We start from the raw sequence: 24,754 nt of genomic DNA, 5'->3' as shown, positions 1-24,754 counted from the left end.
GGTGCCCGGCTCCGTCCCCGCAGCGAACACGGCCCCGAGGGGCCGTCCGCACAGAGGAGGATCTGATGGCCAAGTACCTGCTGCTCAAGCACTACCGGGGCGCCCCGGAGGCGGTCAACGACGTGCCGATGGAGCGGTGGACGCCGGAGGAGATCTCGGCCCACCTCCAGTACATGAACGACTTCGCGGCGCGGCTCGAAGCCACCGGCGAGTTCGTCGACGGCCAGGCGCTCTCCCCGGACGGCATGTTCGTCCGCTACGACGGCGAGGGGCGGCCGCCGCTCACCGACGGCCCGTTCCCGGAGACCAAGGACCTGATCGCCGGTTGGATGATCATCGACGTCGAGTCGCAGGAGCGGGCGGTCGAGCTGGCCGGGGAGCTGTCCGCGGCTCCCGGCGCGGGCGGCAAGCCGATCCACGAGTGGCTCGAAGTGCGCCCCTTCCTCGCCTCGCACCCCACGACCACGGAGTAGCGCCGGTGGACGAAACACGGCTGCGGGCGCTCACCCCGACCGTGATCGGTGTCCTCGGCCGCCGCGGAGCGGACTTCGCGGCGGCCGAGGACGCCGTGCAGGAAGCCCTGGTCGAGGCCGTCCGCGTGTGGCCGGACGACCCGCCGCAGGACCCCAAGGGCTGGCTGATCACCGTCGCCTGGCGCAAGTTCCTGGACGCCGCCCGCGCCGACGCCGCGCGGCGTCGGCGCGAGGAGCGCGCCGACGCCGAGCCCCCGCCCGGCCCGAGCGACGCCGTGGACGACACGCTCCAGCTCTACTTCCTGTGCGCGCACCCGTCGCTGACTCCGTCCTCGGCGGTCGCGCTGACGCTGCGCGCAGTCGGCGGGTTGACCACGCGGCAGATCGCGCAGGCGTACCTCGTCCCGGAAGCGACCATGGCCCAGCGGATCAGCAGGGCGAAGCGGTCGATCTCCGGCGTGCGGCTCAACCGTCCCGGCGACATCGCGACCGTCCTGCGCGTGCTCTACCTGATCTTCAACGAGGGCTACTCCGGGGACGTCGACCTCGCCGCCGAGGCGATCCGGCTGACCCGCCAGCTGCCGGCCCGGATCGACCACGAGGAGGTCGCGGGCCTGCTCGCGCTCATGCTGCTCCACCACGCCCGGCGTCCGGCGCGCACCGGGCCGGACGGCAGGCTCGTCCCGCTCGCCGAGCAGGACCGCGGCCGGTGGGACACCCGCCTGATCGCCGAGGGCGTCGGCATCCTCCAGGCGGCCCTGGCCCGCGACCGCCTGGGCGAGTTCCAGGCCCAGGCCGCCGTCGCCGCGCTCCACGCCGACGCCCAGAGCGCCGAGGAGACGGACTGGGTGCAGATCGTCGAGTGGTACGACGAGCTGCTGCGCCTCACCGACAACCCGGTGGCCCGCCTCAACCGGGCCGTCGCGGTCGGCGAGGCCGACGGCCCGCGCGCGGGCCTCGCCGCCCTGGCGGAGCTGGACCCCGCCCTGCCCCGCTACACCGCCGCCGCGGCCTACCTGCACGAACGCGACGGCGACCCGGCGACGGCGGCGCGCCTCTACGCCGAGGCGGCCCGAACGGCGCCGAACCTCCCCGAGCGCGACCACCTGACCCGGCAGGCGGCCCGCCTCAACGCCCGGCCGCGCGCCTGAGGTTCAGTTCTCGACGGTCATGTCGCCCGTCTCCGGGGTGCCTTCGACGAGCCCGTAGCGCAGGTGGACGATGCCGTTCGGGCTCGCCTCCGGCGGCTGGACGAGCGTGAGGCTGGTCGGCACCTCGCCGCCGTCGAACACCTTCTTCCCGACGCCGAGCACGATGGGGTGCACCCACAGGTCGAGGACGTCGAAGAGCTTCTCGTGGAGGAGCGTCTGCACCAGGTTCAGGCTGCCGACGACCTTCACCCGCTCGTGCCGGTCGCGGATCTCGCGGACGGCGGCGGGCAGGTCCGGGCCGAGCTGGCTGGACCCCGCCCACGACAGGTCGGGCTTGCCGTGCGAGGCCACGTACTTGGGGACGCTGTTGAACAGCGTCGCGATGTCGTCGGCCGGGCCGCCCTCCTGGTGCGGCCAGTAGGCGGCGAAGATGTCGTACGTCCGCCGTCCCAGCAGCAGGGCGTCGGTGCCCTCGTAGGCGGCGCCGACCTGCGCGCCCGTGACCTCGTCGATCAGGGGCGCCTGCCAGCCGCCGAACGGGAACCCGTTCGGGTCCTCCTCCGGCCCGCCGGGCGCCTGCCCGACGAGGTCGAGCGTCGCGAACATCTCGATCTGTATCTGTCCCATATCCACTCCCGGTTGTTCGTCCCTGTAGAGAGATGGACTGCCCGCGACCGCCGAACTCATCGCCACGCCGGAAAACGAGGGACGCCCACCCCGTCTGGTCGGCGGCCAAGCATCTACCGCAGAAGACGGCGGTGCTCACCCCGGTCGATCGGCCCACACCCCCGCCCGATCAGGCACTTCCACACCCGACTCACGAGCTGGCGGGTGTTGGCCCGGCCGATCTGGAGAGGATCCCACTCCCTGGCCGTCCTCCCACGATCATTGATGCGAAAGCGCCGCCCCGTGGTGGCCGGGGCGGCGCTCTGGGCGGGGGTTAGGGCTTTCGGGCTACGGCGCCGTAGCCGTTTATGTGGGCGGGGAGGCCGTTTTCGGGGTTGTCCGGGCGCCATTGGGTGATGGGGACCAGGCCCGGCTCCACTTTTTCCAGGCCGTCGAAGAAGCCGTCGAGTTGTTCGACGCTGCGCAGGATGTAGGGCAGGGTTCCGGAATCGGCGTATTGGTCGGTGCTCTGCTTGGCGGCCTCGGACGTGTCGGTGCAGTCCCACAATGCCAGCAGGCTGCCCGAGGGGACGCCCGCCATGGTGGCGGCGACGATCCGCTTGGCGGTCTCGTATTCCTGGCAGAAACCGAGCACGCCCATGAACATCACCGCGATCGGCCGGCTGAAGTTCAGGACGTTCGCGGCCTGTTCGAGGATCTGCTCGGGGTCGTGGTAGTCGGCGTCGAGATAGTCGGTGACGCCCTCCGGGGTGGTTCCGCGCATTAACGCGCGTGCGTGGGCGAGGACCATTGGATCGTTGTCGGCGTAGACGACGCGCGCCTCGGGTGCGACGCCCTGGGCGATCTCGTGGGTGTTGGACTCGGCGGGCAGCCCGGAGCCGATGTCGAGGAAGTTGCGGATCTTCTCCTCGGCCGCCAGGTACCGCACGACGCGGACCAGGAACGGGCGCGACTCCCGGGCCAGCGTGATGACCTCGGGGTTGATCGCGGCGGTGGAGTCGCCGACCAGCCGGTCGGCCGCGTAGTTGTCCTTGCCGCCCATCCAGTAGTTCCACGTCCGGGCCGGGGACGGAATGTCGGGCCTGAGCCGTTCGTGAGCGTACTGGGGCAGGTGGGGAGGAAATTCAGCGGTGGGGTCGCCGGAATTCTCGGCAGGAGACATCGTCGGCTCCTCGAAGGGGATTGACCGGTCGAGAGAATCTCATCGCACTTCCCGCCCTATTATGCCCGTGGCCGGGGCGCTGTCGCCGGTTATGCGTTTGATCGTTTCGATCATGGCCAATGGGATTTTGACCGCGATGCCTCAGCCGGGGTTGTGGTCTCCGCTGATGGCGGTGACGCGGTCGTCGAGGTCGAAGAGCACGGTCAGGCGGTACGGGTTCGCGGCGTCCCGCCGTTCGCCCTGGATGCGGGCGGGCGTGTTCGCGACGATCCTGGCGTTGTCGCGTCCGAGGACGGCGGCGACCTCCGGATGCTCCTTGGCGTTCGCGAACGGGCAGCGGACGGTGACGCGGTGCCCGTCCGCCGATTCGACGACGATGACGGCGGGCGACTCGGAGACCTCGAACCCGTGGCGTTCCATGAAGCCGCGGACCACCCGGTGCTGCTCCTCGGGCCAGACCTCGGCGGCGTGCGTGAGAAGCCGGGGGACGGCCAGCGGATCGAACGTCGCGGTGGGGATGCCCGGGTCGTCGACGGCCAGGACGAGACGCCCCTTCCCGCCGTTCACGGTGACGAGGCTGACTCCCTTGGCGCCGATCAGCGCGGCGGCGGAAAGAGCCATCGTGGACGCGCCCTCCGCCGGATGGTTGAACCGCGAGAAGTCCAGGTGGCCCTTGATAAGTTCTGGGATCTGGTGCCGTTCACCGAATCCGCGAATGGTGCGCAGTTCCGCCAGCGCGGGCAGGTCTTGGTCCCAACTCGGGTTGTCCCAGGCCCACAGCCAGGTCTGGGAAAGGTTGGAGAAGCTGCCGAGGACGGTGAGTCCGCGAAGGGTGCGGCCGTCCAGGGTCACGGTCGCGGCCTCCGGGTCCCATTCGATGTGGTTCTGCGCGAAGGCGTCGTTGAAGATGTCCTGCTGCTGGATTCCGACGGCGGAGATCTCGCTAGCGAACGCCTGGAATTCCGGGCTGTAGAACGTCGGGCCGTCCGGGAAAGCGCTCCAGAACCGGGCCATTCGGCGCCGTCCCGCATTCGCGTAGATGTCGGCGAGCCTGCGCGCGGCCTTCTCGTTTCCGACGTCCAGGACCGCTCTGCGCAGCCACGCGACTCCCTCGTTCACGTCCTGCTGTGAGAGATGGACTTCCGCAAGCGCGTAGGCGGCGTCGGGGTGCTTGAGGTCGGCGGCGCGCCGCCATGCGCCCAGGCGCTTTTCGGGTTCACCGCGGTCCTGCCAGACGAATCCCAGGTTGTACGCGGCGATGGCGTTACCGAGGTCGGCCGCCCGGCCGTACCATTCGGCGGCGGCGACCAGGTCGCCCTTCCCGCCGTCGTCATAAATCGCTCCGAGGTTGGAGGCCGCCTTGTCGTTGGCCTCCAGTTCCCAGGCGCGCAGGTAGCACCGCTTCGCCTCGTCCACGTCCCCGCGCTCGCCCAGGAGGACTCCAAGGTTGAGGCAGGCGCCCCCGTGGCCCTTCTCGGACGCCTCCCGGAAACAGCGTTCCGCCTCCACCGGGTCGTCCTCGCGCAGTGCGCGGAGACCCTTCTCGAACAGGGCGGTCGCCTCCGCCGGGTGTCCGGCATCGCTCATGGGAGCACTCCCCGTGATCTCGTGTTCGCCGATCGTTCCGTAATGACCGACGCCGAAAGCGGATCACCGGTTCGCCGCGAGCCTCCGGCCGTCGCCGCGAGGTCGTCTACGTCACTCCGGCATTTGGCATTAGTACCCAATCTCGGGGCCGCCGGGCTGGTTCGCTGAACGCACGCGAGGACCCCGCCGGTGAGGAGAGAACGTGGACACCGATTCCATCGCTCATGACCCCGCCCACGACGCGATGGTCGCCCTGAACGCCATGGGAACCTTCCAGAACTATCTGCAGCACGCCGACGCGAAGGTCTCCGTCCTTTACGCGGTGCTCGCGAGTTCGGCGGCGGCGATGCTGAGCGCGGCGGGCGACACGTCCGCGGTCTTCGCCCTCGTCTACCTGGCCGTGTTCCTCTGCGCGGGCGTCCACCTCACCCAGGCGATCCGGCCGCGTCTCAACGGCGAGCCCACGACCAGCGCGTTCGGCATCCTGGGGATCACCGAGCGGCTTCCCGCCGACGCCGTGTCCCAGCGGGACGAGGCGTGGGCGATGGCGCGGGCCCTCGCCGAGGCGGCCGCGCTGAAGCACCACCACGTCGTCCGGGCGATCCCCTGGACGGCGGCGTCCGTGGTGCTCGCCCTCGTCAAGGTCCTCTGGGGCGCGGTCGGCGGCTGACCCCGGCTCTCACCCGCTGACCATGGCTCACCCGCTGACCATGGCGAACTCCCGCAGCCCGTCGAGGTCGGACACCACGACGCTGCGGTAGCCCGTGCTGATCAGCCCGGCGCCGCGCAGTTGCTTGACGGCCTTGACCGCCGACTCCCGCGCGGCGCCGACCAGCTTCCCGAGCTCCTCCTGGGTGAGCTCGATCCCGAGGTTGACGCCGTCCGCGACCGGGTAGCCGTGCCGTTCGGCGAGCTGGACGAGCACCCGCGCGAGCCGCTGGTCGACCGGGTATCCCGCGAAGTCGAGCCGCCGCTGGTTGGACCAGTCGAGCCGGTCGCCGATCATGGTCGCGAGCAGCCGCCACGCCTCCGGGTTGCGGTGCAGGAAGCCGAGGAACCGCTCCTTCGGCAGCCGGTGGACGGCCCCGTCCGTGCACGCGATCACGGTCGCGGACCGGTCGGTGTCGCGGATCGCCGCGAGCTCCCCGACCAGGTCGCCGCTGACCCTGACGCCGAACAGGACCTCCGCGCCGTTGTCCAGGCAGCCGACCACCTTCACGCACGCCGGGGACCTGCTGCCCCGCGCCCGCAGCACCAGCACCTGGTCGGTGGACGCTCCCTGCGCCATCAGCCGCTGCCCGGCGCGCACGCTCTGCTCGGGCGCGATCGCCAGCAGCTCGGTCTGGAGGGACGCCTTGAGCCCCGCCATGAAAGTCCCGATCGGCCAGTTCTCTGTCCCCGCTTCGCCCACATTCTTACTATCCCCGTCCGAGGCGGGGCGATGGGTGTCAAGCGGTGCAGTGTTTGTCGGTGTCGCGGCGTACGGTGGCGCCGGTGAACTCCTCGACGATGGCGAGGTTCGGCGGGGAGTAGTTCGTCGCGGTGATCTTGTCGGCGTCGGGACTGCCGAGTTTGCCGGTGTAGGGCGCGGACCTGTCCAGCCAGTACGCGGTGCGCAGGAATTGGATCAGGACGAGTTCGCGGAGTTTCGGCTCGTTCTTGATCTTGGCCCAGTAGTCGGGGTGCTTGTCCTTGGCGACGCGCAGGTAGAGGAGCAGATAGCGGAGGTTGGTCGCGGCGATGTCGCGGGCGTTGCTGGCCCCGACGCCCTTGATGTACTCCTGCACGACGGTGACGGCGGGCAGCCCCATGAGCCCGGCGTTCAGTTCCGCGAGGACGCCCTGCAGCTTGTATTCGCCCTGCTGCGAGTCCCGCAGGTAGATGCCGTCCATGCTGTCGCTGAGCTTGTCGGTGATCAGCGGCAGGATCTCCTTGCGGGGGAAGCCGCCGAGCAGCGGGACGGCCGTCGTCTGCTGCGAGGCGTTGATCCAGGACGCTATTCGCACGTCCCACTGCGTCCGGGACGGATCCAGATCCCACATATGGGTCTCCTCGTGGATCGCCACCATCATCGACTCCGCGAAAGACTCGAAGCTCTTCGTGTTCACGAACTGGCTCCAGTACTTGTCGCCCGCCTGCGCGACGGCGAGTTTCTCCCCGCTGGGCCAGCGCCGCCGGTACATCTCCTGGAGGGTCGGCATCCAGTTCGACGGCCCGAAACGGCCTTTGAGATCGCTGACGTCCGCGGTAGGGGTCGAGGGCTCTCCGTAGCAGAACGGCTCCGCCGCAGCCGGTCGGCCCGGCGGCGAGGAGGCACTGGACGGGGCGGCGGCCAGCGGGCCGGACGCCAGCGCCAGCGCGACGGTGGCGGACAGGAGGGTCGAACGACGGCCGGTACGTTTCACGGGAGACCTCGCTTCGGCAGAGCCTGTCGGCCGCGCCCTGCTCCGCTGGGGGCTCCGTAAGGGCGCGACGCACGTCTGCCCGGCGATGGTATTTTGCGTCGTCCCTCTCCGCCTCTGTCGATTGCCGTGAATCGCGGTCAAGTAGGCTCTGAAACCGCAGCTCAATCCCGGCCCTTCAGAGCGTGCGGGCCTTGGAAATTCGATTCCGCGCGGGACGTTGATTCAGGTTTCGTCCGGCCCGTTGAATTCGGCGGCGTGGGCGGCGGCCCATCCGGCGAACGTGCCGGCCGGACGGCCGGTGAGGCGCTCGACGTCACCGGTCACGCGGGACGACGGCGGCCGCGCCACGGCGGCGGTGATCAGCGCCTCGACCAGGGGTTCCGGACGTCCGTCCGCGAGCATCCGCGCTCGCGCGAGTTCGGCGGGGACCGGCTCGAACCGCAGCGGGCGGCCGAGAGCGGCACCGAGGCGGGCGACCAGGTCGGCGCGGCTGAGCACCTCGGGCCCGGTCAGCACGTAGGGGCCTCGGTCTGGTTCGTCCCGAGGCGCGAGCAGCACGGCCACGGCGGCGTCGGCGACGTCGCGCTCGTCCACGACGGGTGTGGGCGCCATGTCCGGGCCCGACACGACGTCACCCGCAAGCAACTGCGACGTCCAGCCACGGGTGTTGGACGCCAGCGTGTCGCTGCGCAGCACCACGGGACGGACGCCGCCGTCGCGGAGCAGGGCCTCCATGTCCGCGTGCACCTGGACGATGGGGTCGCTCTGGCGATCGGCGAGATCGTCGATGGCGGCCGAGGACACGTAGACGACGCGCGCCGCTCGCAGTTCCGCGACCAGCGGACGCGCCGGAGCGGAATCGAGCAGCGGCCAGATGAGAAAGACGGCGTCGATTCCGGTGAGCGCCTCGCGCAGGACGGCCGGATCCGTGAGGTCGCCCACCACCGACTCGACTCCGGGACGAGGACTGCTCCGCCGCCGATCCAGCGTCCGCACGTGGGCACCGCGTGCGAGGAGACGGGCGGCGACTTCGCTGCCGAGGTTGCCGCTCGCGCCGGTGACCAGGATCGATGGACGGTGACGGGTGCCGGTGAGGTGAGTGTCGGGCATGATCGGAACGGTAAGGGTTCAGGTCGGCATGAAGGCAAGGCGCGCATGACGAGGACGATCGGACAGGTCGCCGCCGAACTCGGCGTCGAAGCCCACGTCCTCCGGCACTGGGAGGACGTCGGCGCGCTCACCGTGCCCCGCGACGCCAGCGGATACCGCAGTTACGACGACCATGCGTTGGAGCAGGCGCGCACCGTCCTGAAACTGCGGCGGGTCGGGCTCTCGCTGCCCGAGATCACGGCCGCCATGTCGCCGAAGAAGGCCACGGCGCAGGCGGTCGTGAAGGCGAAGATCGAGGCGCTCGAGACGGAGGTCGTCCACCGGCAGCGGGCGATCTCCTTTCTGCGGCACACCGTCGAATGCCGACATCGGTATCTCGACGAGTGCCCGGACTGCGCGTCCTTCGCCCGCGAAGCCTGACCCCGGCATTCCGTCAGGGCTTCAGGCCCGGCCGACCGCGTGCGGGCGGCGATCGTCGCCCAAGAGGCCGGGCTCGTCCAGGCCGAGGAGCCGCCTCCCCGCCCGGACGAGCCCGGCCTCCCCGCGAACAACGGAAGGCCGTGGCCCCCGGCTCAGTCGGACTCGGTGACCAGGGCGGCGTACCGGTCCAGGTAGAGCTGCCATCCCTCGTCGTTGTCGACGGCGTCGCGGACCGACTCCCAACCGGGCCCGTGCCGGTCGAGGTGGCGGTGCTCCAGCTCCAGGCGGGTGCGCTCCGGGGTCTCGGCGACGAACCGGACCTCGACCTCGCTCGTGTTGTCCGGATCGGTCTCGATCTGCCACTGCGGGCTGATGTCCCAGCTGAACACGACGCGGTCCGGCGGGTCGTAGGCGAGGACGCGCGCCCAGCGGCACTCGGCGCCGTCCGCGCCCCGGTCGTAGATGTGTCCGCCGACCTTCGGCTCGAACACGGTCTCGACGATCGGCGCGCCGAGCAGGTTGTGCTCGGGCGGCTTGAAGTCGCCCAGACGCTCGGTGAATATCTCGAAGGCCCGCTCGATCGTCGCGTCCACGACGATCTTCCGGCGGACCACCACGTCCGCTGCCTGAGTCATGATCACTCCTCGGTGGGTCGGTCGACGACGTCCTGGTAGCCGTTCAGCGCGCGGTCCCAGAAGGTTTCGAGCTGGTCGCGCAGCGCCGCGAGGCCCGCCGGGTTGAGCCGGTACACCCGCCGCGTCCCCTCGGCGCGGTCGGTGACCAGCCCGGCGTCCTTCAGGACCTTCAGATGCTGGGACACCGCCGGCCTGCTGATCGGCAACCGCTCCGCCAGCTGGCCGACGGCCTGCGGCCGCTCGGCCAGGCAGACCACGATGGCGCGCCGGGTGGGATCGCCCAGCGCCTCCCATCCGGAACCGCTTTGGTAAGCATCCACGAACCGTAAGCTACGGCTTACGGTTGGAGCGTGTCAAGGCGCGTCGCTACGCTGCCGTCCGTGCCGCAGACGCGCCTCGACCTCGCCCGGATCCGGGCGGCCCGCCAGGTGATCGACCCGCTCTTCCTCGACTCCCCGCTCTACCGCTGCGAGGCGCTGGAGCCCGTGCTCGGCTGCGCGGTGAGCGTCAAGCTCGAAACGGCGAACCCGGTCCGGAGCTTCAAGGGCCGCGGCACCGAACTCGTCGCGAGCCTGCTCGCCGAGAGCGGTCCGCGCGCGGCGGTGTGCGCCAGCGCGGGCAACCTCGGCCAGGCCCTCGCCTGGTCGGGACGCAAGCGGGGGCTGGACGTCACCGTCGTCGCGTCCCGGTTCGCGCCCGCCGCCAAGCTCGACCGCATCCGCGCGCTGGACGCGGCGCTGGAGCTGGTGGACGGCGACTTCGACCTGGCCCGCGAGCGGGCGGCGGCCATCGCGCGGCACGACGGCGTCCGGCTGGTCGAGGACAGCCTGGACATCGAGACCTGCGAGGGCGCCGCGACCATCGGGCTGGAGCTGGCGGAGCCGGCGGGCGCCGTCCCGCCGTTCGACGCCGTGCTGATCGCGCTCGGCGGCGGGGCGATGGCCACCGGCGTCGGGCACGTGCTGAAGGCGCTGGCGCCGGACGTCGAGGTGATCTGCGTCCAGCCGGCGGGGGCGCCCGCGATGACGCTGTCGTGGCGCGGGCGGCGCGTCGTCACCACCGACTCGACCGACACGATCGCGGACGGCGTCGCCGGTCGGCGCCCCATCGCGGCCGTCCTGGACGACCTCCTCCTCGTCGCCGACGACGCCGTCCTGGTCGAGGAGGCGTCGATCATCGAGGGCATGCGGCTGCTCCTCGACCACGCGGGGCTCGTGGTCGAGCCGTCCGCCGCGCTCGGCGTCGCGGCGGTCCTCGAAGACCGCGACCGCTTCGCCGGACGGCACGTGGCCGCCATCGTGTGCGGCGGCAACGTGGACATGGACGCTTATCGCCAGTGGGCGGGCATATCCACCCCTCACCGGGCTTGACAATTCCGCCATTCGGCCGACGAGCCCGAACATTGCCGCGCCCGGTGCTTCGCGGGCACTGATCGTTGCCCTTTTGGCTGCCTTTCCGAGGCTTACCCGTCCACGCCCGGGATGGAATGGTGAATATGCAAGAACATCCTGCGCAAAAGGAGAGTGTGATGCGCAAAGCAATCCTGGCGGGGGCCTCCCTGGTCGTCGCCGCCCTGGCGACCGGACCGGTGGCCGCTCCCGCCCTGGCCGCTCCCGCCGAGCCCGCTCCCGGCAAGGCCGACGCGTCGTGCGAGGCCCGGCTTTTCGCGGACGAGGTGACGGTCCGCGACCTGGGCCCGGACGGCATCGCCGCGGACGGCTGGTCCGTCCACTGCTCGGCCGACAGCCAGGTGAGGGTGGTCATCGACTACGTCACGGGCCGCCATGTCACCTCGGCGGCGAACGTCGCCGCCGGCGACCAGTGGCAGGGCCTCGACCTCACGCCGTCCCCCGATCGCCGCGGCACGAACGCCGTCGTCTCCGTCTACGAGGGCCGCGAACTCCTGACCCAGGAAGCCATCAACTGGGACTGATCCCCCGCCTCAAGTAGATCATTGACCACGCCGAACAAGGGCCGGAAGAATTGCACGACCCGCGCCCTTGTTCGGCGTGGCATCGCCCCCGGAGCACGACCCGTTCGAGGCGGTCGGTGGCGGCGCGGTGGACGGCGCCGCCCACCGCGCGATGGTTCCGGGTGAGGGACAGGCGGGCGTGATGCGGCAGCCGCGCGAAGAGCCTTTGCCAGTAGGGAACTTTGGGTTGGTATGGGGCTGGACAAATGGACGTCATGGGAGATCTCGCCTTCACGGACCGGACGGATTTCGAGAACGCGGAGCGCGGCCTGGTGGCGTCGCTGTCGCCGGGGGTGGTCAAGGACGCGGGCGGACGGGTCGTGTGGGACAACGACGTCTTCGCCTTCCTCGACGGCCCCTGCCCGGACACGGCGAACCCGTCCCTCTGGCGGCAGTCGCAGTTGTGCGCCAAGCAGGGCCTCTTCGAGGTGACGGACGGCGTCTACCAGGTACGGGGCCTGGACCTGTCGAACATGACGCTCGTCGAGGGCGAGCGCGGGGTGATCGTGATCGACCCGCTCGTGTCGGTGGAGACCGCCGCCGCCGCGCTCGGGCTGTACCGGGAGCACCGAGGTGAACGGCCCGTCACCGGGCTCGTCTACACCCATTCGCACGTCGACCATTTCGGCGGCGCGGAGGGCGTCATCGAGGCCGGGAATCCCGACGGGACACCGATCGTCGCGCCCGCCGGATTCGTGGAGAACGCCGTCGCGGAGAACGTGTACGCCGGGACGGCGATGGCCCGCCGCGGCATGTACCACACCGGCGTCCTGCTGGATCGGGGCCCGGACGGAATGGTCGGGACAGGGCTCGGCCAGACCGCGTCGTCCGGCCGGGTATCGCTCATCCCGCCGAACAAGCACATCACCCGCACCGGGCAGGAGGAAGTCCTGGACGGTGTGCGGATCGTGTTCCAGTTGACGCCGGGAACCGAGGCACCGGCGGAGATGAACTTCCATTTCCCGGAACGGCGCGCCTTGTGCATGGCGGAGAACGCCACGCACAACCTTCACAACATCCTGACCTTGCGCGGGGCGCTCGTCCGCGACGCGCGGGTGTGGGCGCGCTACCTGGACGAGGCGATCACGCTGTTCGCCGACTCCAGCGATGTGGCGTTCGCGTCCCACCATTGGCCGATCTGGGGACGCGACGCAATCGTCGCCTTCCTGTCGCAGCAGCGGGACCTCTACGCCTATCTGCACGACCAGACGCTGCGCCTGCTCAACCAGGGCCACACCGGCATCGAGGTCGCGGAGATGATGGAGCTGCCGCCCGCGCTGTCCAACGCCTGGCACGCGCGCGGCTACTACGGCTCGGTGAGCCACAACGTGAAGGCGATCTACCAGCGGTACATGGGCTGGTTCGACGGCAATCCCGCGCACCTCTGGGAGCACCCGCCGGTCGAGAACGCGAAACGGTACGTGGAATGCATGGGCGGCGCGTCCAAGGTGATGTCGATGGCCCGCGACTACGCAGACCAGGGCGATCTGCGTTTCGCCGCGACCCTTTACAACCACGTCGTGTTCGCCGACCCGGACAACGCCGACGCCAAGTCCGGGCTCGCCGACGTCTACCAGCGCCTCGGCCGGGGCGCGGAGAACGGGACGTGGCGCAATTTCTACCTGACCGGGGCGATGGAACTGCGCGAGGGGATCAAGCCGGTCCCGATGAGCATCTCCGGCGGGATGACCGCCGGGCTGACGGTCGAGCAGGTCTTCGACTCTATGGCGATCCGTGTGAACGGCCCCAAGGCGTGGGACGAGCACGTCACCATCGACTGGGACTTCACCGACACACGCGAGCGGTACCGGATGATGCTGTCCAATGGCGTCCTCATCCACCGGCGCGTCGCCGACGAGAACGACGGCGCCGATCTGACGCTCACGCTCACCCGTCCGCAATTGTTCGCGCTGATAGCGGGAAAGGGCTCGGAAGGCATCACCAGTTCCGGTGACGCGGGGGCGCTGCGGAAGCTGCTGGCCGTCATGGACGCGCCCGAGCCCGACTTCCCGATCGTCACTCCCTGACCATGGGCGAGGTCATCGGAGACCTGCTCCCGCTCGCCGTGGGGGTGGCGATCAGCCCGATCCCGATCATCGCGGTGATCCTGATGCTGCTGGCGCCCCGCGCCCGCGACGCGGGCCTCGGGTTCCTCGGCGGGTGGGTGGCCGGGATCGTGGTCGCCACGACGGTGCTGGTGGTGATCGCGAACGCGATCGGCATGACGGACGCGTCCGGGCAGCCGAAGACGCCGGTGTCGTGGATCAAGCTACTGCTGGGCGTGCTCGTGCTGACGCTGGCCGCCAAGCAGTGGACCGCGCGTCCCGGACCGGGCGCGCCCGCCGAGCTGCCCGCCTGGATGAAGGCGATCGACAGGCTGACCCCGGTCAGGGCCGCGTCGCAGGGGGTCCTGCTGTCGGCCGTGAACCCGAAGAACCTGGTGATGTGCGCCGCCGCCGGAATCGCCATCGCGCAGGGCGAGCTGAGCATCGGCGGCGAGGTCGTCGCGGTCGCCGTCTTCACCGTCATCGCGGCGTGCACGGTCGCGGTCCCGGTGGCCGTCTACGTCACCAACGCCGAGCGGATGCGCGGGCCGTTGGACTCGCTGAGAGCGTGGCTGGAGCAGAACAAGGGCACGGTGATGTTCGTCCTGCTGCTGGTGATCGGGGTCGTCCTGGTCGGGAAGGGCCTCTCCGGCCTCATCGACTGACCGGCACGTTCCCCGGCACGGCCCCGGTCAGCCGCGGCGGTTCCGGTAGTGGTGGACGATCAGGCACGTCGCGCAGGCCATCGTGGCCAGCCCGAACGCCGCGTCGACGACCACGTTCGCGTCGAGCCGCGACAGGACCATGTCGGCCGCCGCGAAGAACACGAGGAGCACCCACAGCACCGGCCGCACGGCCCTGCTCCGCGCCTTCGGGGACGCCCCGGCCGCGGCCGGGGTGGTCGCCTCCGACCGGCTGTGAGGATCATTCATCTTTTTTCTCCGAGTGCGGGGTGACGATCGCCGCGAATCACTCTAGGAACGACGAACGCGGCGAACGATCCAGCCTTCCCGTCCACGTTGGTATAGCAGGCTGTACTCCTGCGCCTCCTTTCGGACGATTTCCGACTTGTCGACTTAAAGTCGGGGGCGCGAGGAGGGTGCGGATGGTGGCGGGCAGGCCGGAGCCGGCGGTTCCCCGGTATGCCGGGCGGGGTCGCCTCATGCGCCGTGCCCGCGCCGTCCTCGACGCGCTGGAGCATCTCGTCGGCGGGCTCGGCACCGCCCTGCTGGCGTTCGTGGCGATGGCGTGGGTCACGTCGGTCGCGGTGCTGTGCCTCGCCGGGGTCGGGCTGCTGCTCGCGCCGAGCGCGCTGCGCGCCGTCCGCGCGGTGGCCTCCCGGGAGCGGGCCCGGCTGTCCCGCTGGGGCCCGGAGATCATCGGGCCGGGGCCGGTGCCGTCCCGGCTCAGCGCCGCCCTCGCGGACCCGGCCGTCCCCCGCGAGCTGTTCTGGGTGCTCGGGCACGGGACGGCGGGCCTGCTGTTCAGCGCGGCCGCGATCACGATGCCGGTCGCGTCCGCGCAGGACATCACCTACCCGCTGTGGTGGCGGTTCCTGCCCGCGCAGAACCGCGAGCCCACGGGTGTGTTCTGGACGGTCCGCGACTTCTCCGACGCCCTGCCGGTCACCCTCTTCGGGATCGGGCTCGCGCTGGCGTTCGTCCTGCTCGGCCCGGGGATGGCCCGGTTGCAGGCGTGGCCGGGACGGCGGCTCCTCGCGGCCACCGACGACACCGACCTGTCCCTGCGGGTCGCGCAGCTGTCGGCGACCCGGGCCGCCGCGCTGGACGCGCACGCGACGGAGCTGCGGCGGATCGAGCGCTCCCTGCACGACGGCGCGCAGAACCGCCTCGTCGGCGTGACCGTGCTGCTCGGCGCGACCCGGCGCGCCCTGGCGCGCGACCCGGCGAGCGCGCCCGCGATCCTCGAACGCGCGCAGGCGGCGGCCGAGGAGGCGCTGGCCGAGCTGCGCGCGGTGGTGCGCGGCATCCTGCCGCCCGTGCTGGACGACCGGGGCCTGACCGGCGCGCTGACCGGGCTCGCGGCGAACTGCGGCGTCCCCTGCGAGGTGGACGTCGACATGCCGGGCCGGTGCGCGGTGTCCGTCGAGGCGACGGCGTATTTCGTCACGGCGGAGGCGCTGACCAACGTGTCCCGGCACAGCGGGGCGCGGCACGTGCTGGTGACCGTCCGCCGCGACGGCCCGCACCTGCGGCTGCGGATCGAGGACGACGGCGTCGGCGGCGCGGACGCGCGCCGCGGCTCCGGCATCGCCGGGATCCGCAGCCGCGTCGAGGCGCACGACGGGCGGCTCGTCCTGACCAGCCCACCCGGTGGGCCGACGATCTTAGAGGTGGAGCTCCCATGCGGATCGTGATCGCCGAGGACGACCCGCTGCTGCGCGAGGGGCTGGCGCTGCTGCTGCGCGCCGAGTCCTTGGACGTGGTCGCGACCACCGACTCCGCGGACGCCTTCCTCACGGCCGTCGACGACTACGAGCCGGACACGGCGATCGTCGACGTCCGGATGCCGCCGACCCACACCGACGAGGGGATCAGGGCGGCGGTCGAGGCGCGGCGGCGGCGCCCGGACCTCGCCGTGCTCGTGCTGTCGGCGTACGTCGAGCAGGCGTTCGCGACCGAGCTGCTGCACGGCGGCGCCCGCCGGATCGGCTACCTGCTCAAGGAGCGCGTCGGCCGCGTCGAGCAGTTCCTGGACGCGCTGTACCGCGTCGCGGGCGGCGGCACCGCCATCGACCCGGAGGTCGTCGCGCAGTTACTCACCCACACCCGCTCGGACTGCGCGCTGGAACGGCTGACGCCGCGCGAGCTGGACGTGCTCGCCCTGATGGCGGAGGGCCTCGGCAACACCGCGATCGCGGAGGGCCTCGTCGTCACCGAGGGGGCCGTGCACAAGCACATCCGGAACATCTTCGCCAAGCTCGGCTTGGAGCCGACCAGCGGGGCGGACCGGCGCGTCACCGCCGTCCTGCGCTATCTGGAGGCCAATTCCCGTAGCTGACCCGGGCGGATGGTGGTGTTGGCTACACCTCATTTCTGGGGCCGCGCTGTCTCGTTCCGGCGGCGGCGAGTGGAGATGCTTTGAGCATCCGAGTAAACGCCACTCGCAAGGAGCTCCCGATGGTTTATCCCATCAAGTCGAAGATTCCTGTTCTGCTCGCCGCGCTCACGGTGTTCGGCGGAGCCGTCGCGGCGGGCGCGCCCGCCCTGGCCAATACGAAGAAAGGCGGGGAACCGGGAAATCCCGCCGTTCAGGCGAAGATGGACGCCCTGGTGCGCGACGGGTTCCCCGGCGTGCTCGCCGCCGTCCGGGGCCGGGACGGGCGCGCCGCCGACTACGTCGCGGGCGTCGGCGACCGCGCCACGGGCGCGAAACCGCCGGTGAACGGGCATGTCCGGATCGCGAGCAACACCAAGACGTTCACGGCGACGGTCGTCCTGCAACTGGTGGGCGAGGGGAAGGTGGGGCTGGACGCCCCGATCGAGAAGTACCTCCCGGGCCTCGTCCGCGGCAAGGGAATCGACCCGAACAAGATCACGGTGCGGAACGTGCTCCAGCACACGAGCGGCATTCCCAACTACTCCCGGTACCTCGACCTGAACGGCTTCAACACGCGCGACATCTACCGGGAACCGCGTGAACTGATCGACATGGCGCTCCAGCATCCCGCCGATTTCCCGCCGGGCGCCAAATGGGAGTACAGCAACACCAACTATGTGATCGCGGGACTCCTCGTCCAGAAGGTGACGGGACGTCCGATCGGCGAGGAGATCACCAATCGGATCGTCCGCCCGCTCGGGCTGCGCGACACGTACTGGCCGCAGGTCGGGGAGCGCGGCATCCGCGGAGCGCATCCGAAGGGCTACGACGCGGCCGAGCCCGGCGGCACGCTGCGCGACATCACCAGGCTCGACCCGTCCGCGGCCTGGGCGGCGGGGCAGCTCGTCAGCACCCCGCGCGATCTGAACCGCTTCTTCGGCGCCCTGCTCGGCGGCCGGTTGCTCCGCCCTGCGGAGCTGGCGGAGATGAAGCGGACCGTCCCGTCGCCGGGCGAGACGCCGGGAGCGTCGTACGGCCTCGGCCTCATGAAGCGGAGACTGTCCTGCGGCGGCGACCTGTGGGGCCACGGCGGCGACATCAACGGCTACGAGACGCGCAACGGCGTCACCACGGACGGCCGGGCCGCCACCGTCGCGGTCACCGCGCTGCCCAGCGCGATCAGGACGACGGAGGACGAGATGATGAAGGTGCACCAGCACGTCGTCGACACGCTGGACACCGCGCTCTGCTCCTGACCCCGCCGCAAGGCGAAGCTCCCGGCCCTCCAGCGGCCGGGAGCTTTTCCCTTGTCAGAGGTTCGGACGGCTCTCAGAGGTTCCGGACGGTCGATCGCGTGAAGAACTCGACCTCCGCTATGCAGACCTGCCGGTTGGGCGCGGCGCCGTAGGCGGAACGGATGGTGAGCCGGACGCGGACGACGCCGTCCCCGCGCAGCTTGAGCTTCTGCGGGCCGGGGGCGTCGTCGAGGCGCAGCTCCGTCGTCCTGCTCTTGCCGTCGGACGAGAAGACGGTCGCGTCCAGGATCTGCGGGCGGGCCTGGGTGGCGTACTGGTCCGGCTGCTTCGAGACCCCCGAGGTGATGATCACGTTGAGCAGGCGGCGCGGCTGGACGAACGACGCCTCCAGGAAGACGCCCTGGCTGCCGCCGCCGAAACCCGTCCCCCAGAAGGTGTTGGTGAGGCCGTCGACGGCGAGCTGCGGGCCGTGCTTCGGGTCGGTGTGCGACGCCTTCGCCGCGTTCGGCGGGGCGGGCGCCCGCTTGACGAAATGGTCCACGACGCCGTTGGCCACGTCGTCGGCCTTCACGACCGCCGTGCCGACGACGGCCACGCCCGCGAGGGCCAGCACGGCGGCGGTCAGCAGGGTGCCGGGGCCGCGCCGGATCCGCGGCCGCTCCCCCGCCCACGGCACCTCCCGGTTCCGGTCGCCGTGGACGAGCCGCTGCCACCAGGTGCGGGTGCGGAACCCGTCCTTGTCCGCCGCCGCGAGCGGCATCGCGCACTGGCGGCAGAAGTGCCGGTCGGGCGGGTTCAGCGTGTCGCACCAGGGGCACGGGACGCCGCCCGTCATCTCCGGGCTCCGCGCCCGCATCTGCGGGCGGGCCGCCTCCGGACGTCCCGGCAGCACCGGCGCCGGGCCCGCGGGAGGGGGTTGCGCCGGAGTCTCCGGGGTCACCGGGATCAGCAGGCGCCGGGCCCGGTCGTCCCGCGCGGGCGGGTGCCCCGGCAGCGGCGCGACCCGCCGGTCGGGCGGAGCGGCCTGCGGCGGCCCGGCGGGCGGACGGGGCGGGCGCGGCAGTCCACCGGGCGAACGGGGCGGGCGCGGCGGCTGGTTGGGCGCGGCGCGCGGCGGGGCGGGCGGGAGGGGCCGTTCGATTCGCGTGTCGGGCGGCGCGGTCGGCGGTTCCGCGGGCGGCGGCGGCTCGCTGGGAGGGGGCAGGGGGACGCCGTGGGCGGGCGTCCAGTTCAGCACCGCGCCGCAGCGGTCGCAGAACGAGCCGCCCTGACCGGTGGCCCCGCAGTCCGGGCAGACTCCTCCGGGGGACGTCATCGGGCCGCTCCTTTCTCCAGGACGTGCACGGCATAGGGGACGTGGGCGGGACGGACCGCGCCGACCAGCGCGTCCAGCCGCCGCGCGTCCACCCGCGACGGGTCGGGGACGCGCAGGATCACCTCAAGGCGCGGCGCGGCCTCGCCCGGGAACGCGCCGAGCGGCCGCTCCGACCAGGTCGCGCCGCCGCTCTCGACGATCTCCGGCGCGACGCCGAACGCCATCAGGACCGCCGCCGCGACACCGTGCCGGGTGCCGCGCAACCGGTGCAGGCCCGTCGCCTTCGCCACCGCGTCCCGGGCCTGCGCCTCGGGCTCGTCGCCCCGCAGCTCGGCGCCGACCCACCCGGCCAGCCAGCCGACGAAGTCGGCCGGGGCGAGCGCGGGCGAGAAGTACGCCTCCAGGTTGTCGAGGACGGCGAGCAGCGGCGCGAAGAGGTCGTCGAGCCCGGCCACGAACCGCTGCGCGAGCTCGTCCTCGGCGAACACCGACGGCAACCGCTCCCCCAACGGATGAGCCGACCGCACCCCGTCAATCCCACCCCTCACGACGCTCCATTCCTCGCTGCGGTCATGACGCTCCTCCGCGCACCCGGATCTTGTGGTCGTAGGAGAAGACCAGGGCGGACGGGTCCAGGTCGATGCGGTCTACGGCGTCGCCGCGTTTGCCGGTCAGGGGGTCGGCGGCGTGCAGGCGGACCTCGTCCACGAGTTCCACGCCCGGCACCCGCTGCAGGACGGCGAAGATCTCGCCCGCCTGGAGGGGGCGGCCGAACTGCCAGCCCTGGCCGTCCGCGCCGCCGGTCAGCGGGTCGAGGTGGGCGTAGAGGGCGTCGAGCGAGGCGCGGCGGACGGACTCGGCCTCAAGGGTCCCGAAGGCGTGCACCGTCGCGACGACCGTGACGCCCTGGTAGAACGGCGGGCCCACGGCGAGCCTGACCCCGATCGGGCGGCGGTCGTCCAGGTAGCGGGTGACGCGGCGGAGCAGGTCGTCGCCGGGGACGAGCTGCTCGAACCGGAGCCGTCCGCCCGGGTCGGCCACGGCCTGCGGCACCACGAGGACGCGGACCGCGCCCGCGCCCGCGTCGTCCACGGGCAGGCAGCGGATCCGGGCGGTCTCGGGCGCGGCGCGGCGGGCCAGTTCCTCGTAGTCGCGGGCGGTGACCGCGCGGTCCTGGGCGCGGAGCGCGACGGGGGTGCGGCGCTTGGCCTCGTCGAGGGTCTCGGCGTCGACGCCGCCGCGCGCCGCCTCGCGGTTCTCGACCTGCGCGACGTACGGGATCGACGTGCGGAGCACGCTCAGCGCGCCGCGCGCCACGTTCCCGGCGCGGCCGCCGCCGGTCCGGTAGCGGCGGGCGCGCAGCACCGCGCCCTTGTCCGGGACGGCCCCGTACTGGCGGAGCGGCCCGTCCGGGGCGCGGACGGCCGGGCCGAACGAGATCTCGCCGGTCGCCGCGTCCAACCGGAAGTGCCGGTCGTCCGGCCCGGACGCGGAGAAGTGGTCCACCATCTCCCATTCCTGCCAGCCGTCGCCGTCCGACGACTCCAGGACGAGCGGCGGGTCGCCCGCCACGACGGGCGCGTGCTCGGTGCGGAACCGCTCGCCGGGGACGCCCGCGGACTCGCCGAGCGTCTCGTCCCGGACCGTCTCGGCGTGGACGGCGCCGGTCGTCCCGCCGACCGTGGCGGCCTCCGCGTCCCGGACGGTCGGCGACACCGAGTAGAACGGCTGGCCGGGCAGCGGCTCGGTGACCCGGCAGCGCAGCCATCCCGCCTCGTGGACGCCGAGCCGCGACATGACGTGCCCGTCCGGGACGTGCAGGACGACCTCCCCGGCCCGGTTCAGCCCGCCGGTCCCGTCGGAGGCGACCTCGCACTCCCGCCAGCCCTCGCCCGTCCACGCCTCCCAGCGCAGCGGCGGCTGCCGGGGGTCGACGCCGACGCCGTCGACCCGGCTGTCCAGCCTGATCATCACCGCGCAGGACGGGACGGCCGCCGACAGCCCGAGCGCCAGCACGTCACCGGGCCGGGGCACGGCGGAGAAACACGCGAAATCCTCCCCGGATCGGACGTCGGCGGTGTGGTCGGCGACGGTCCCGCCGTCCGGCTGGGCGACGACGGCGGACAGCTCGCACGGCACGACGCGCAGGTCGCGCTCGGTGGTGAACACGACGGCCTCCTCGTGCTCGGTGCGCAGTGTCGCGATCTCCGCTCCGGCGGGCAGCAGGACGTCCTCCTCCTGCGGCGCGGACAGCCAGAACGTCACGTCCGTGCGGGCGGCGGCGGGCGGCAGCAGCGTCACGCCGAGCAGGTCGAGGAACGCCACGTAGTTCTTCTCCGGCACGCGGTTGAGCCGGTACACGAGCTGGTCGACCATGTGCGCGACGGTCTCGATCAGCGTCACGCCCGGGTCGGACACGTTGTGGTCGGTCCATTCCGGGCAGCGCTGCTGGATGTAGCGCTTGGCGTCGTCCACGAACTGCTGGAAGCGCCGGTCGTCGAGGTTGGGCGCGGGCAGGGGCATCAGGTTCCGCTCTCGAAGGACGGCCGGCGGCCCGGCCGGGATGATGTCGCGTCCGTTGCGTCCGCCTCGTCCGCCGGGTCGTCGTGGGACGGGATCACATAGAACGGGAAGACCAGGTTGCGCGGGTTGTTCGTGCCGCGGACCTCGTACCGGACGTCGATGAACAGCACCGCCGCGTCGTCCGGCGCCACGCTCACCCGGACGTCGGCGACCTCGATGCGCGGCTCCCAGCGGTCCAGGCTGCCGCGCACCTCGTAGGCGATGCGCCCGGCGGTCTCCTCGTTGACGGGCGCGAACACGAGGTCGTGGATCGCGCAGCCGAACTCCGGCCGGGACGGGCGCTCGCCCGGCGCGGTCGCGAGCACCAGCCGGATCGCCTCCTCGATCTCCCGCTCCCCGGTGACCAGCACGATCCCGCCGGACGCGCTGACCCGCATCGGGAACCCCCAGCCCGCGCCGACGAACTGCTCTCCCATCGGAATCCCCCCGTTCAGCCCGCTGGAATGATCATGACCGGCGAGTGGTTCTGGGTGAGCAGCCCGGTGACGTTGACCTTGCCCTGCACCTCGACGATGCCCTGGACCATGAGGTTCGCCGCGCGGAGCCCGATGCTCGCCGCCTGGAGGTCGAGCCGCGTCGTCGCGGCGACCCGGATGACCGGGCCCGTGACCGACACCGTCCGGTTGCCGGATATCTCGACGCTGCCGTCGCTGTGGACGGTGAGCCGCGTCCCCGTCTCCCGCATCTCCACCGTCATCCGGTCGTCGCCGCTGGCCACCTTCACGCCCTGCTGGCCGGGCGCGTCCACCAGCTCGATCCGGTTCCCGGTGCGGGACGCGACGCTGCGCCAGTTCACCCGGCCGGACGTCCCGACCACCGGCATCCGCCGGTACTTCGGCAGCCGGTCGACGCCGTTGTAGAGCCCGCCGATGACGTAGGGGTGGTCGAGGGCGCCCCGGTCGAACGCGACGAGGACCTCGTCGTTCACGTCCGGCATGAGGAGCCCGCCGCCGCGCACCCCGCCGTACTGCACCACGCGGGCCCAGTCGCTCACGTAGTCGTCGCTCAGCCAGGGGAAGCGGAGCTTGACGCGCCCCTGGTTCCGCGGGTCCTGGATGTCGGTGACGATCGCGGACGCGACGCCCGGCACCTTCGGCGCGGCGGGCGCGGCGCCGCCGGACGCCAGCCCGAACAGCGACCGGTGCTGGCGGCCGGACACCGTCAGCCACGTCTCGTAGGAGTCCCCCATCCCGAACACGTGCCGCGCGGTGGTGACCGTGTACCGGCCCTCGAAGGGGCGCCCGATCCGGTTCACCGCGACCGGCAGCCCGGGACGCAGCTTCGGGTCGCCGTCCGCCGCGAGCTCAAGCTCGGCGAACGCGCCGCTGACGTCGCCCGCGAGCGACCTCGCCGCCTCCTTCACCTGCGCGTGCGTGTCGTACGGGACGCCGGTCTCGACCAGCTCCGCCTTCCCGAACGGCTGGACGGCGTCGACGCCGGTCACCCCGATGTCCAGCTCGGGGTTGCGGGTGGCGTCGGCGCGGCCGATCACCTCGCGCTTGCGGCGGACGTCCCAGCCCCGCACCCGAACCGTGCCGACCTGGTCGGCGGCGGTGACGCCGGTGCGGCAGCGGCGCAGGTTCGTGCCGAACTCCAGCACGTACGGGCTGGACGCGGCCTTCGCCGCCTTGCCGGGCGCGCCCGACGCGGGCTTCGGCTCGACGAACCGGAACTCGCCCTCGTCCGAGAAGTAGACGTCGACGCCGTTCTCGTGCGCCAGCCTGATCAGGAACTCCCAGTCGGTGACGTTCGGCTGGGTGATCGTCTCGTACAGCGTCCGGGTCGGGTCGATCCGGCCGATCCGCAGCCGGTTCCGCGACGCGATCTTCCGCGCGATGTCGGACGCGGTCATGTTCTGGTAGCCCTCGACGCGCCGGTTCCGCAGCAGCCGGTGGCCCGGGTCGTGGCCGCGGACCACGCTGAACTTGCCGGTGTCGTCGAAGTCGGCCTCCAGCGCGGTGACCTCCCCGGTGAACAGCGGCCCGCCGCCGTCCCTGCCGACCGCGAGGGCCCGCAGCACCACCTTCGAGCCGATCTTCACGCCCAGTTCGCCGAGCAGCCGCCGGTACTGGTCCCGGAAGGTCAGCTGGAAGGACGCGGGGACGTTCACGCTGGAGTCCACCCAGGCCTGGACCAGGCTCCGCCGCTGATCGCGCGTCAGCGGACGGCCGTCGACGGTCACCGAGAGCTGGTTGGTGTATGCGCCCTTCGACACGTCTCTCCCCTTCCCGGGCCTCCTAGGCCCGGACGTCCTCGGCGGCGGGCAGCAGGAGCTCCCGCCCCGGCTCCAGCCGCATCGGGTCGTCGATCTCGTTGGCCTCGGCGATCACCCGCCACGCGGTCGCGTCGCCGTACTCCCGCCAGGCCAGCGACTGGAGCGTGTCGCCCGCCACCAGCCGGTGCACGCTCCGCGCCGACAGCGCGCCCGAGGTCGGGTTCTGGTTCGGCGTGTCCTGCGGGATCTCCTCGAGCGACACCCGGCACGTCGCCCGGACCGGCGACCCGGTCGGGCTGAACAGCGTGTACGTCGCGCTGACCCGCCGCACGTAGGCGACGAACTTCACGGTCGCGAACTTGCCCCACTCGAAGATCACCCACGGCGGGGACGACCGGTCCGGGAGGCTGGACGGCGCGGGCCGCAGGCAGGAGAACAGCGTCTCGACGTCCTCCCGCACCCGCGTGCCGTCCGGACGGTTGGACGAGTCGAGGAAGATCTCCAGGTCGAGGCTCTGCTGCTCGGAGCCGAGGAACTCCACCTTGGCCCCGTCCCGCGTCGCGACCGCCGGGGTGTACTTCCAGCTCGCCGACTTGCTCAGCTCAAGCTGCGCCGGGTTGAACTGGAACTTGACCTCCTTCATCAGACCGCCCGGCTGCGTCCCGTTCCCCGCCGGCGGGTTGTGCACGGCGAGCGTCGCCCGGACATGACTCGCGTTCCCTGCCATCAGGTTTGCGC

The 24,754-nt window shown here is 71.8% G+C and carries 26 protein-coding genes; 11 read left to right on the top strand and 15 right to left on the bottom strand.

From position 1 onward, the window contains the following. Positions 1–65 precede the first annotated feature (65 nt). Positions 66–473, top strand: a complete 408-nt coding sequence (locus FXF68_RS13170) for a YciI family protein (RefSeq protein WP_148759176.1) — start codon at positions 66–68, stop codon at positions 471–473. A 5-nt stretch (positions 474–478) separates the two neighbouring features. Next, positions 479–1,624, top strand: a complete 1,146-nt coding sequence (locus FXF68_RS13165) for an RNA polymerase sigma factor (RefSeq protein ID WP_148759175.1) — start codon at positions 479–481, stop codon at positions 1,622–1,624. Positions 1,625–1,627: 3 nt separating this feature from the next. Here FXF68_RS13165 and FXF68_RS13160 read toward each other — a convergent pair whose 3' ends face one another. From FXF68_RS13160 to FXF68_RS13150, 3 genes are all read right to left on the bottom strand, one after another. Then, the gene (locus FXF68_RS13160) at positions 1,628–2,251 is read right to left on the bottom strand and encodes a dihydrofolate reductase family protein (RefSeq protein ID WP_148759174.1); all 624 of its coding nucleotides are present in this window, start codon (positions 2,249–2,251) and stop codon (positions 1,628–1,630) included. Between the two features lie 313 nt (positions 2,252–2,564). Beyond that, the gene (locus FXF68_RS13155; RefSeq protein ID WP_148759173.1) at positions 2,565–3,413 is read right to left on the bottom strand and encodes an SAM-dependent methyltransferase; all 849 of its coding nucleotides are present in this window, start codon (positions 3,411–3,413) and stop codon (positions 2,565–2,567) included. Between the two features lie 141 nt (positions 3,414–3,554). Further along, positions 3,555–5,000, bottom strand: coding sequence for a tetratricopeptide repeat protein (locus FXF68_RS13150; protein WP_148759172.1), 1,446 nt, complete (start codon positions 4,998–5,000; stop codon positions 3,555–3,557). A gap of 202 nt (positions 5,001–5,202) precedes the next feature. On the opposite strand from FXF68_RS13150, the gene FXF68_RS13145 reads away from it, so the two are divergent. Beyond that, complete coding sequence (locus FXF68_RS13145) at positions 5,203–5,670, top strand: Pycsar system effector family protein (RefSeq protein ID WP_148759171.1); 468 nt, start codon at positions 5,203–5,205, stop codon at positions 5,668–5,670. 27 nt (positions 5,671–5,697) lie between these two features. Here FXF68_RS13145 and FXF68_RS13140 read toward each other — a convergent pair whose 3' ends face one another. The 3 genes from FXF68_RS13140 to FXF68_RS13130 form a co-directional block, all read right to left on the bottom strand. Then, complete coding sequence (locus FXF68_RS13140; RefSeq protein ID WP_148759170.1) at positions 5,698–6,369, bottom strand: Crp/Fnr family transcriptional regulator; 672 nt, start codon at positions 6,367–6,369, stop codon at positions 5,698–5,700. Positions 6,370–6,448: 79 nt separating this feature from the next. Then, the gene (locus FXF68_RS13135) at positions 6,449–7,405 is read right to left on the bottom strand and encodes a hypothetical protein (RefSeq protein ID WP_222869908.1); all 957 of its coding nucleotides are present in this window, start codon (positions 7,403–7,405) and stop codon (positions 6,449–6,451) included. 222 nt (positions 7,406–7,627) lie between these two features. Then, positions 7,628–8,515 (bottom strand): NmrA family NAD(P)-binding protein, encoded by an 888-nt coding sequence (locus tag FXF68_RS13130; protein WP_148759169.1) that lies wholly within the window; start codon positions 8,513–8,515, stop codon positions 7,628–7,630. A 45-nt stretch (positions 8,516–8,560) separates the two neighbouring features. Between FXF68_RS13130 and FXF68_RS13125 the strand changes: the two genes are divergently transcribed. Continuing rightward, entirely contained in the window at positions 8,561–8,935 is a 375-nt protein-coding gene (locus FXF68_RS13125; protein ID WP_148759168.1) for a MerR family transcriptional regulator, read from the top strand. 152 nt (positions 8,936–9,087) lie between these two features. Here the strand turns inward: FXF68_RS13125 and FXF68_RS13120 are convergent, their stop codons facing one another. Both FXF68_RS13120 and FXF68_RS13115 read right to left on the bottom strand, forming a co-directional pair. Beyond that, complete coding sequence (locus FXF68_RS13120; protein WP_148759167.1) at positions 9,088–9,570, bottom strand: SRPBCC family protein; 483 nt, start codon at positions 9,568–9,570, stop codon at positions 9,088–9,090. A 2-nt stretch (positions 9,571–9,572) separates the two neighbouring features. Then, positions 9,573–9,890 (bottom strand): ArsR/SmtB family transcription factor, encoded by a 318-nt coding sequence (locus FXF68_RS13115; RefSeq protein ID WP_187437886.1) that lies wholly within the window; start codon positions 9,888–9,890, stop codon positions 9,573–9,575. Positions 9,891–9,950: 60 nt separating this feature from the next. On the opposite strand from FXF68_RS13115, the gene FXF68_RS13110 reads away from it, so the two are divergent. The 4 genes from FXF68_RS13110 to FXF68_RS13095 all read left to right on the top strand — a co-directional run bounded on the left by FXF68_RS13110 (position 9,951) and on the right by FXF68_RS13095 (position 14,252). Then, positions 9,951–10,940, top strand: coding sequence for a threonine ammonia-lyase (locus tag FXF68_RS13110; RefSeq protein WP_148759166.1), 990 nt, complete (start codon positions 9,951–9,953; stop codon positions 10,938–10,940). 158 nt (positions 10,941–11,098) lie between these two features. Next, on the top strand, positions 11,099–11,503 hold the full coding sequence (locus tag FXF68_RS13105) for a hypothetical protein (RefSeq protein ID WP_148759165.1): 405 nt from the start codon (positions 11,099–11,101) through the stop codon (positions 11,501–11,503). A 254-nt stretch (positions 11,504–11,757) separates the two neighbouring features. Then, a complete protein-coding gene (locus tag FXF68_RS13100; protein WP_148759396.1) occupies positions 11,758–13,569 on the top strand; it encodes an alkyl/aryl-sulfatase in 1,812 nt (603 codons plus the stop codon). Between the two features lie 2 nt (positions 13,570–13,571). Continuing rightward, positions 13,572–14,252 carry a GAP family protein gene (locus FXF68_RS13095; RefSeq protein ID WP_148759164.1) on the top strand — a complete coding sequence of 227 codons (681 nt, stop codon included), beginning with the start codon at positions 13,572–13,574 and terminating at the stop codon, positions 14,250–14,252. 27 nt (positions 14,253–14,279) lie between these two features. Here FXF68_RS13095 and FXF68_RS13090 read toward each other — a convergent pair whose 3' ends face one another. Then, positions 14,280–14,519 carry a hypothetical protein gene (locus FXF68_RS13090; RefSeq protein ID WP_148759163.1) on the bottom strand — a complete coding sequence of 80 codons (240 nt, stop codon included), beginning with the start codon at positions 14,517–14,519 and terminating at the stop codon, positions 14,280–14,282. A gap of 230 nt (positions 14,520–14,749) precedes the next feature. Between FXF68_RS13090 and FXF68_RS13085 the strand changes: the two genes are divergently transcribed. The 3 genes from FXF68_RS13085 to FXF68_RS13075 all read left to right on the top strand — a co-directional run bounded on the left by FXF68_RS13085 (position 14,750) and on the right by FXF68_RS13075 (position 17,903). Beyond that, the gene (locus FXF68_RS13085) at positions 14,750–15,964 is read left to right on the top strand and encodes a sensor histidine kinase (protein ID WP_246178653.1); all 1,215 of its coding nucleotides are present in this window, start codon (positions 14,750–14,752) and stop codon (positions 15,962–15,964) included. Continuing rightward, positions 15,952–16,608 (top strand): response regulator, encoded by a 657-nt coding sequence (locus FXF68_RS13080; protein ID WP_148759161.1) that lies wholly within the window; start codon positions 15,952–15,954, stop codon positions 16,606–16,608. Before FXF68_RS13085 ends, FXF68_RS13080 begins: the two co-directional genes overlap by 13 nt. Before the next feature lie 119 nt (positions 16,609–16,727). Then, positions 16,728–17,903 (top strand): serine hydrolase domain-containing protein, encoded by a 1,176-nt coding sequence (locus FXF68_RS13075; RefSeq protein WP_148759160.1) that lies wholly within the window; start codon positions 16,728–16,730, stop codon positions 17,901–17,903. Between the two features lie 73 nt (positions 17,904–17,976). Here FXF68_RS13075 and FXF68_RS13070 read toward each other — a convergent pair whose 3' ends face one another. The 6 genes from FXF68_RS13070 to FXF68_RS13045 are packed head-to-tail and all read right to left on the bottom strand — an operon-like array spanning position 17,977 to position 24,659. Continuing rightward, complete coding sequence (locus FXF68_RS13070) at positions 17,977–19,218, bottom strand: NADase-type glycan-binding domain-containing protein (RefSeq protein ID WP_148759159.1); 1,242 nt, start codon at positions 19,216–19,218, stop codon at positions 17,977–17,979. Then, positions 19,215–19,766 carry a phage tail protein gene (locus tag FXF68_RS13065; protein WP_148759158.1) on the bottom strand — a complete coding sequence of 184 codons (552 nt, stop codon included), beginning with the start codon at positions 19,764–19,766 and terminating at the stop codon, positions 19,215–19,217. The genes FXF68_RS13070 and FXF68_RS13065 overlap by 4 nt, the downstream gene beginning before the upstream one ends. A 22-nt stretch (positions 19,767–19,788) precedes the next feature. Next, complete coding sequence (locus FXF68_RS13060; protein ID WP_148759157.1) at positions 19,789–21,741, bottom strand: putative baseplate assembly protein; 1,953 nt, start codon at positions 21,739–21,741, stop codon at positions 19,789–19,791. Beyond that, a complete protein-coding gene (locus FXF68_RS13055; RefSeq protein ID WP_148759156.1) occupies positions 21,741–22,217 on the bottom strand; it encodes a GPW/gp25 family protein in 477 nt (158 codons plus the stop codon). Before FXF68_RS13055 ends, FXF68_RS13060 begins: the two co-directional genes overlap by 1 nt. A 14-nt stretch (positions 22,218–22,231) precedes the next feature. After that, a complete protein-coding gene (locus FXF68_RS13050; RefSeq protein WP_148759155.1) occupies positions 22,232–24,016 on the bottom strand; it encodes a VgrG-related protein in 1,785 nt (594 codons plus the stop codon). A 22-nt stretch (positions 24,017–24,038) separates the two neighbouring features. Then, positions 24,039–24,659: a CIS tube protein gene (locus FXF68_RS13045; RefSeq protein ID WP_222869907.1), complete on the bottom strand. Its 621-nt coding sequence runs from the start codon at positions 24,657–24,659 to the stop codon at positions 24,039–24,041. Between the last annotated feature and the right edge of the window lie 95 nt (positions 24,660–24,754).

Source organism: Actinomadura decatromicini, assembly GCF_008121305.1.
GTDB classification, from domain to species: domain Bacteria; phylum Actinomycetota; class Actinomycetes; order Streptosporangiales; family Streptosporangiaceae; genus Spirillospora; species Spirillospora syzygii.
Note: the sequence above shows the minus strand (reverse complement) of the source record. Positions and strands in the feature narration are given on the sequence as shown.

What these genes read in the sequence shown, in the direction of transcription:
- FXF68_RS13170 (WP_148759176.1), top strand. Translation starts at nt 66, where the DNA reads ATGGCCAAGTACCTGCTGCTCAAGCACTACCGGGGCGCCCCGGAGGCG.
- FXF68_RS13160 (WP_148759174.1), bottom strand. Translation starts at nt 2,251, where the DNA reads ATGGGACAGATACAGATCGAGATGTTCGCGACGCTCGACCTCGTCGGG.
- FXF68_RS13155 (WP_148759173.1), bottom strand. Translation starts at nt 3,413, where the DNA reads ATGTCTCCTGCCGAGAATTCCGGCGACCCCACCGCTGAATTTCCTCCC.
- FXF68_RS13150 (WP_148759172.1), bottom strand. Translation starts at nt 5,000, where the DNA reads ATGAGCGATGCCGGACACCCGGCGGAGGCGACCGCCCTGTTCGAGAAG.
- FXF68_RS13140 (WP_148759170.1), bottom strand. Translation starts at nt 6,369, where the DNA reads ATGGCGGGGCTCAAGGCGTCCCTCCAGACCGAGCTGCTGGCGATCGCG.
- FXF68_RS13130 (WP_148759169.1), bottom strand. Translation starts at nt 8,515, where the DNA reads ATGCCCGACACTCACCTCACCGGCACCCGTCACCGTCCATCGATCCTG.
- FXF68_RS13125 (WP_148759168.1), top strand. Translation starts at nt 8,561, where the DNA reads ATGACGAGGACGATCGGACAGGTCGCCGCCGAACTCGGCGTCGAAGCC.
- FXF68_RS13120 (WP_148759167.1), bottom strand. Translation starts at nt 9,570, where the DNA reads ATGACTCAGGCAGCGGACGTGGTGGTCCGCCGGAAGATCGTCGTGGAC.
- FXF68_RS13105 (WP_148759165.1), top strand. Translation starts at nt 11,099, where the DNA reads ATGCGCAAAGCAATCCTGGCGGGGGCCTCCCTGGTCGTCGCCGCCCTG.
- FXF68_RS13100 (WP_148759396.1), top strand. Translation starts at nt 11,758, where the DNA reads ATGGGAGATCTCGCCTTCACGGACCGGACGGATTTCGAGAACGCGGAG.
- FXF68_RS13095 (WP_148759164.1), top strand. Translation starts at nt 13,572, where the DNA reads ATGGGCGAGGTCATCGGAGACCTGCTCCCGCTCGCCGTGGGGGTGGCG.
- FXF68_RS13090 (WP_148759163.1), bottom strand. Translation starts at nt 14,519, where the DNA reads ATGAATGATCCTCACAGCCGGTCGGAGGCGACCACCCCGGCCGCGGCC.
- FXF68_RS13085 (WP_246178653.1), top strand. Translation starts at nt 14,750, where the DNA reads ATGCGCCGTGCCCGCGCCGTCCTCGACGCGCTGGAGCATCTCGTCGGC.
- FXF68_RS13080 (WP_148759161.1), top strand. Translation starts at nt 15,952, where the DNA reads ATGCGGATCGTGATCGCCGAGGACGACCCGCTGCTGCGCGAGGGGCTG.
- FXF68_RS13075 (WP_148759160.1), top strand. Translation starts at nt 16,728, where the DNA reads ATGGTTTATCCCATCAAGTCGAAGATTCCTGTTCTGCTCGCCGCGCTC.
- FXF68_RS13070 (WP_148759159.1), bottom strand. Translation starts at nt 19,218, where the DNA reads ATGACGTCCCCCGGAGGAGTCTGCCCGGACTGCGGGGCCACCGGTCAG.
- FXF68_RS13060 (WP_148759157.1), bottom strand. Translation starts at nt 21,741, where the DNA reads ATGCCCCTGCCCGCGCCCAACCTCGACGACCGGCGCTTCCAGCAGTTC.
- FXF68_RS13055 (WP_148759156.1), bottom strand. Translation starts at nt 22,217, where the DNA reads ATGGGAGAGCAGTTCGTCGGCGCGGGCTGGGGGTTCCCGATGCGGGTC.
- FXF68_RS13045 (WP_222869907.1), bottom strand. Translation starts at nt 24,659, where the DNA reads ATGAAGGAGGTCAAGTTCCAGTTCAACCCGGCGCAGCTTGAGCTGAGC.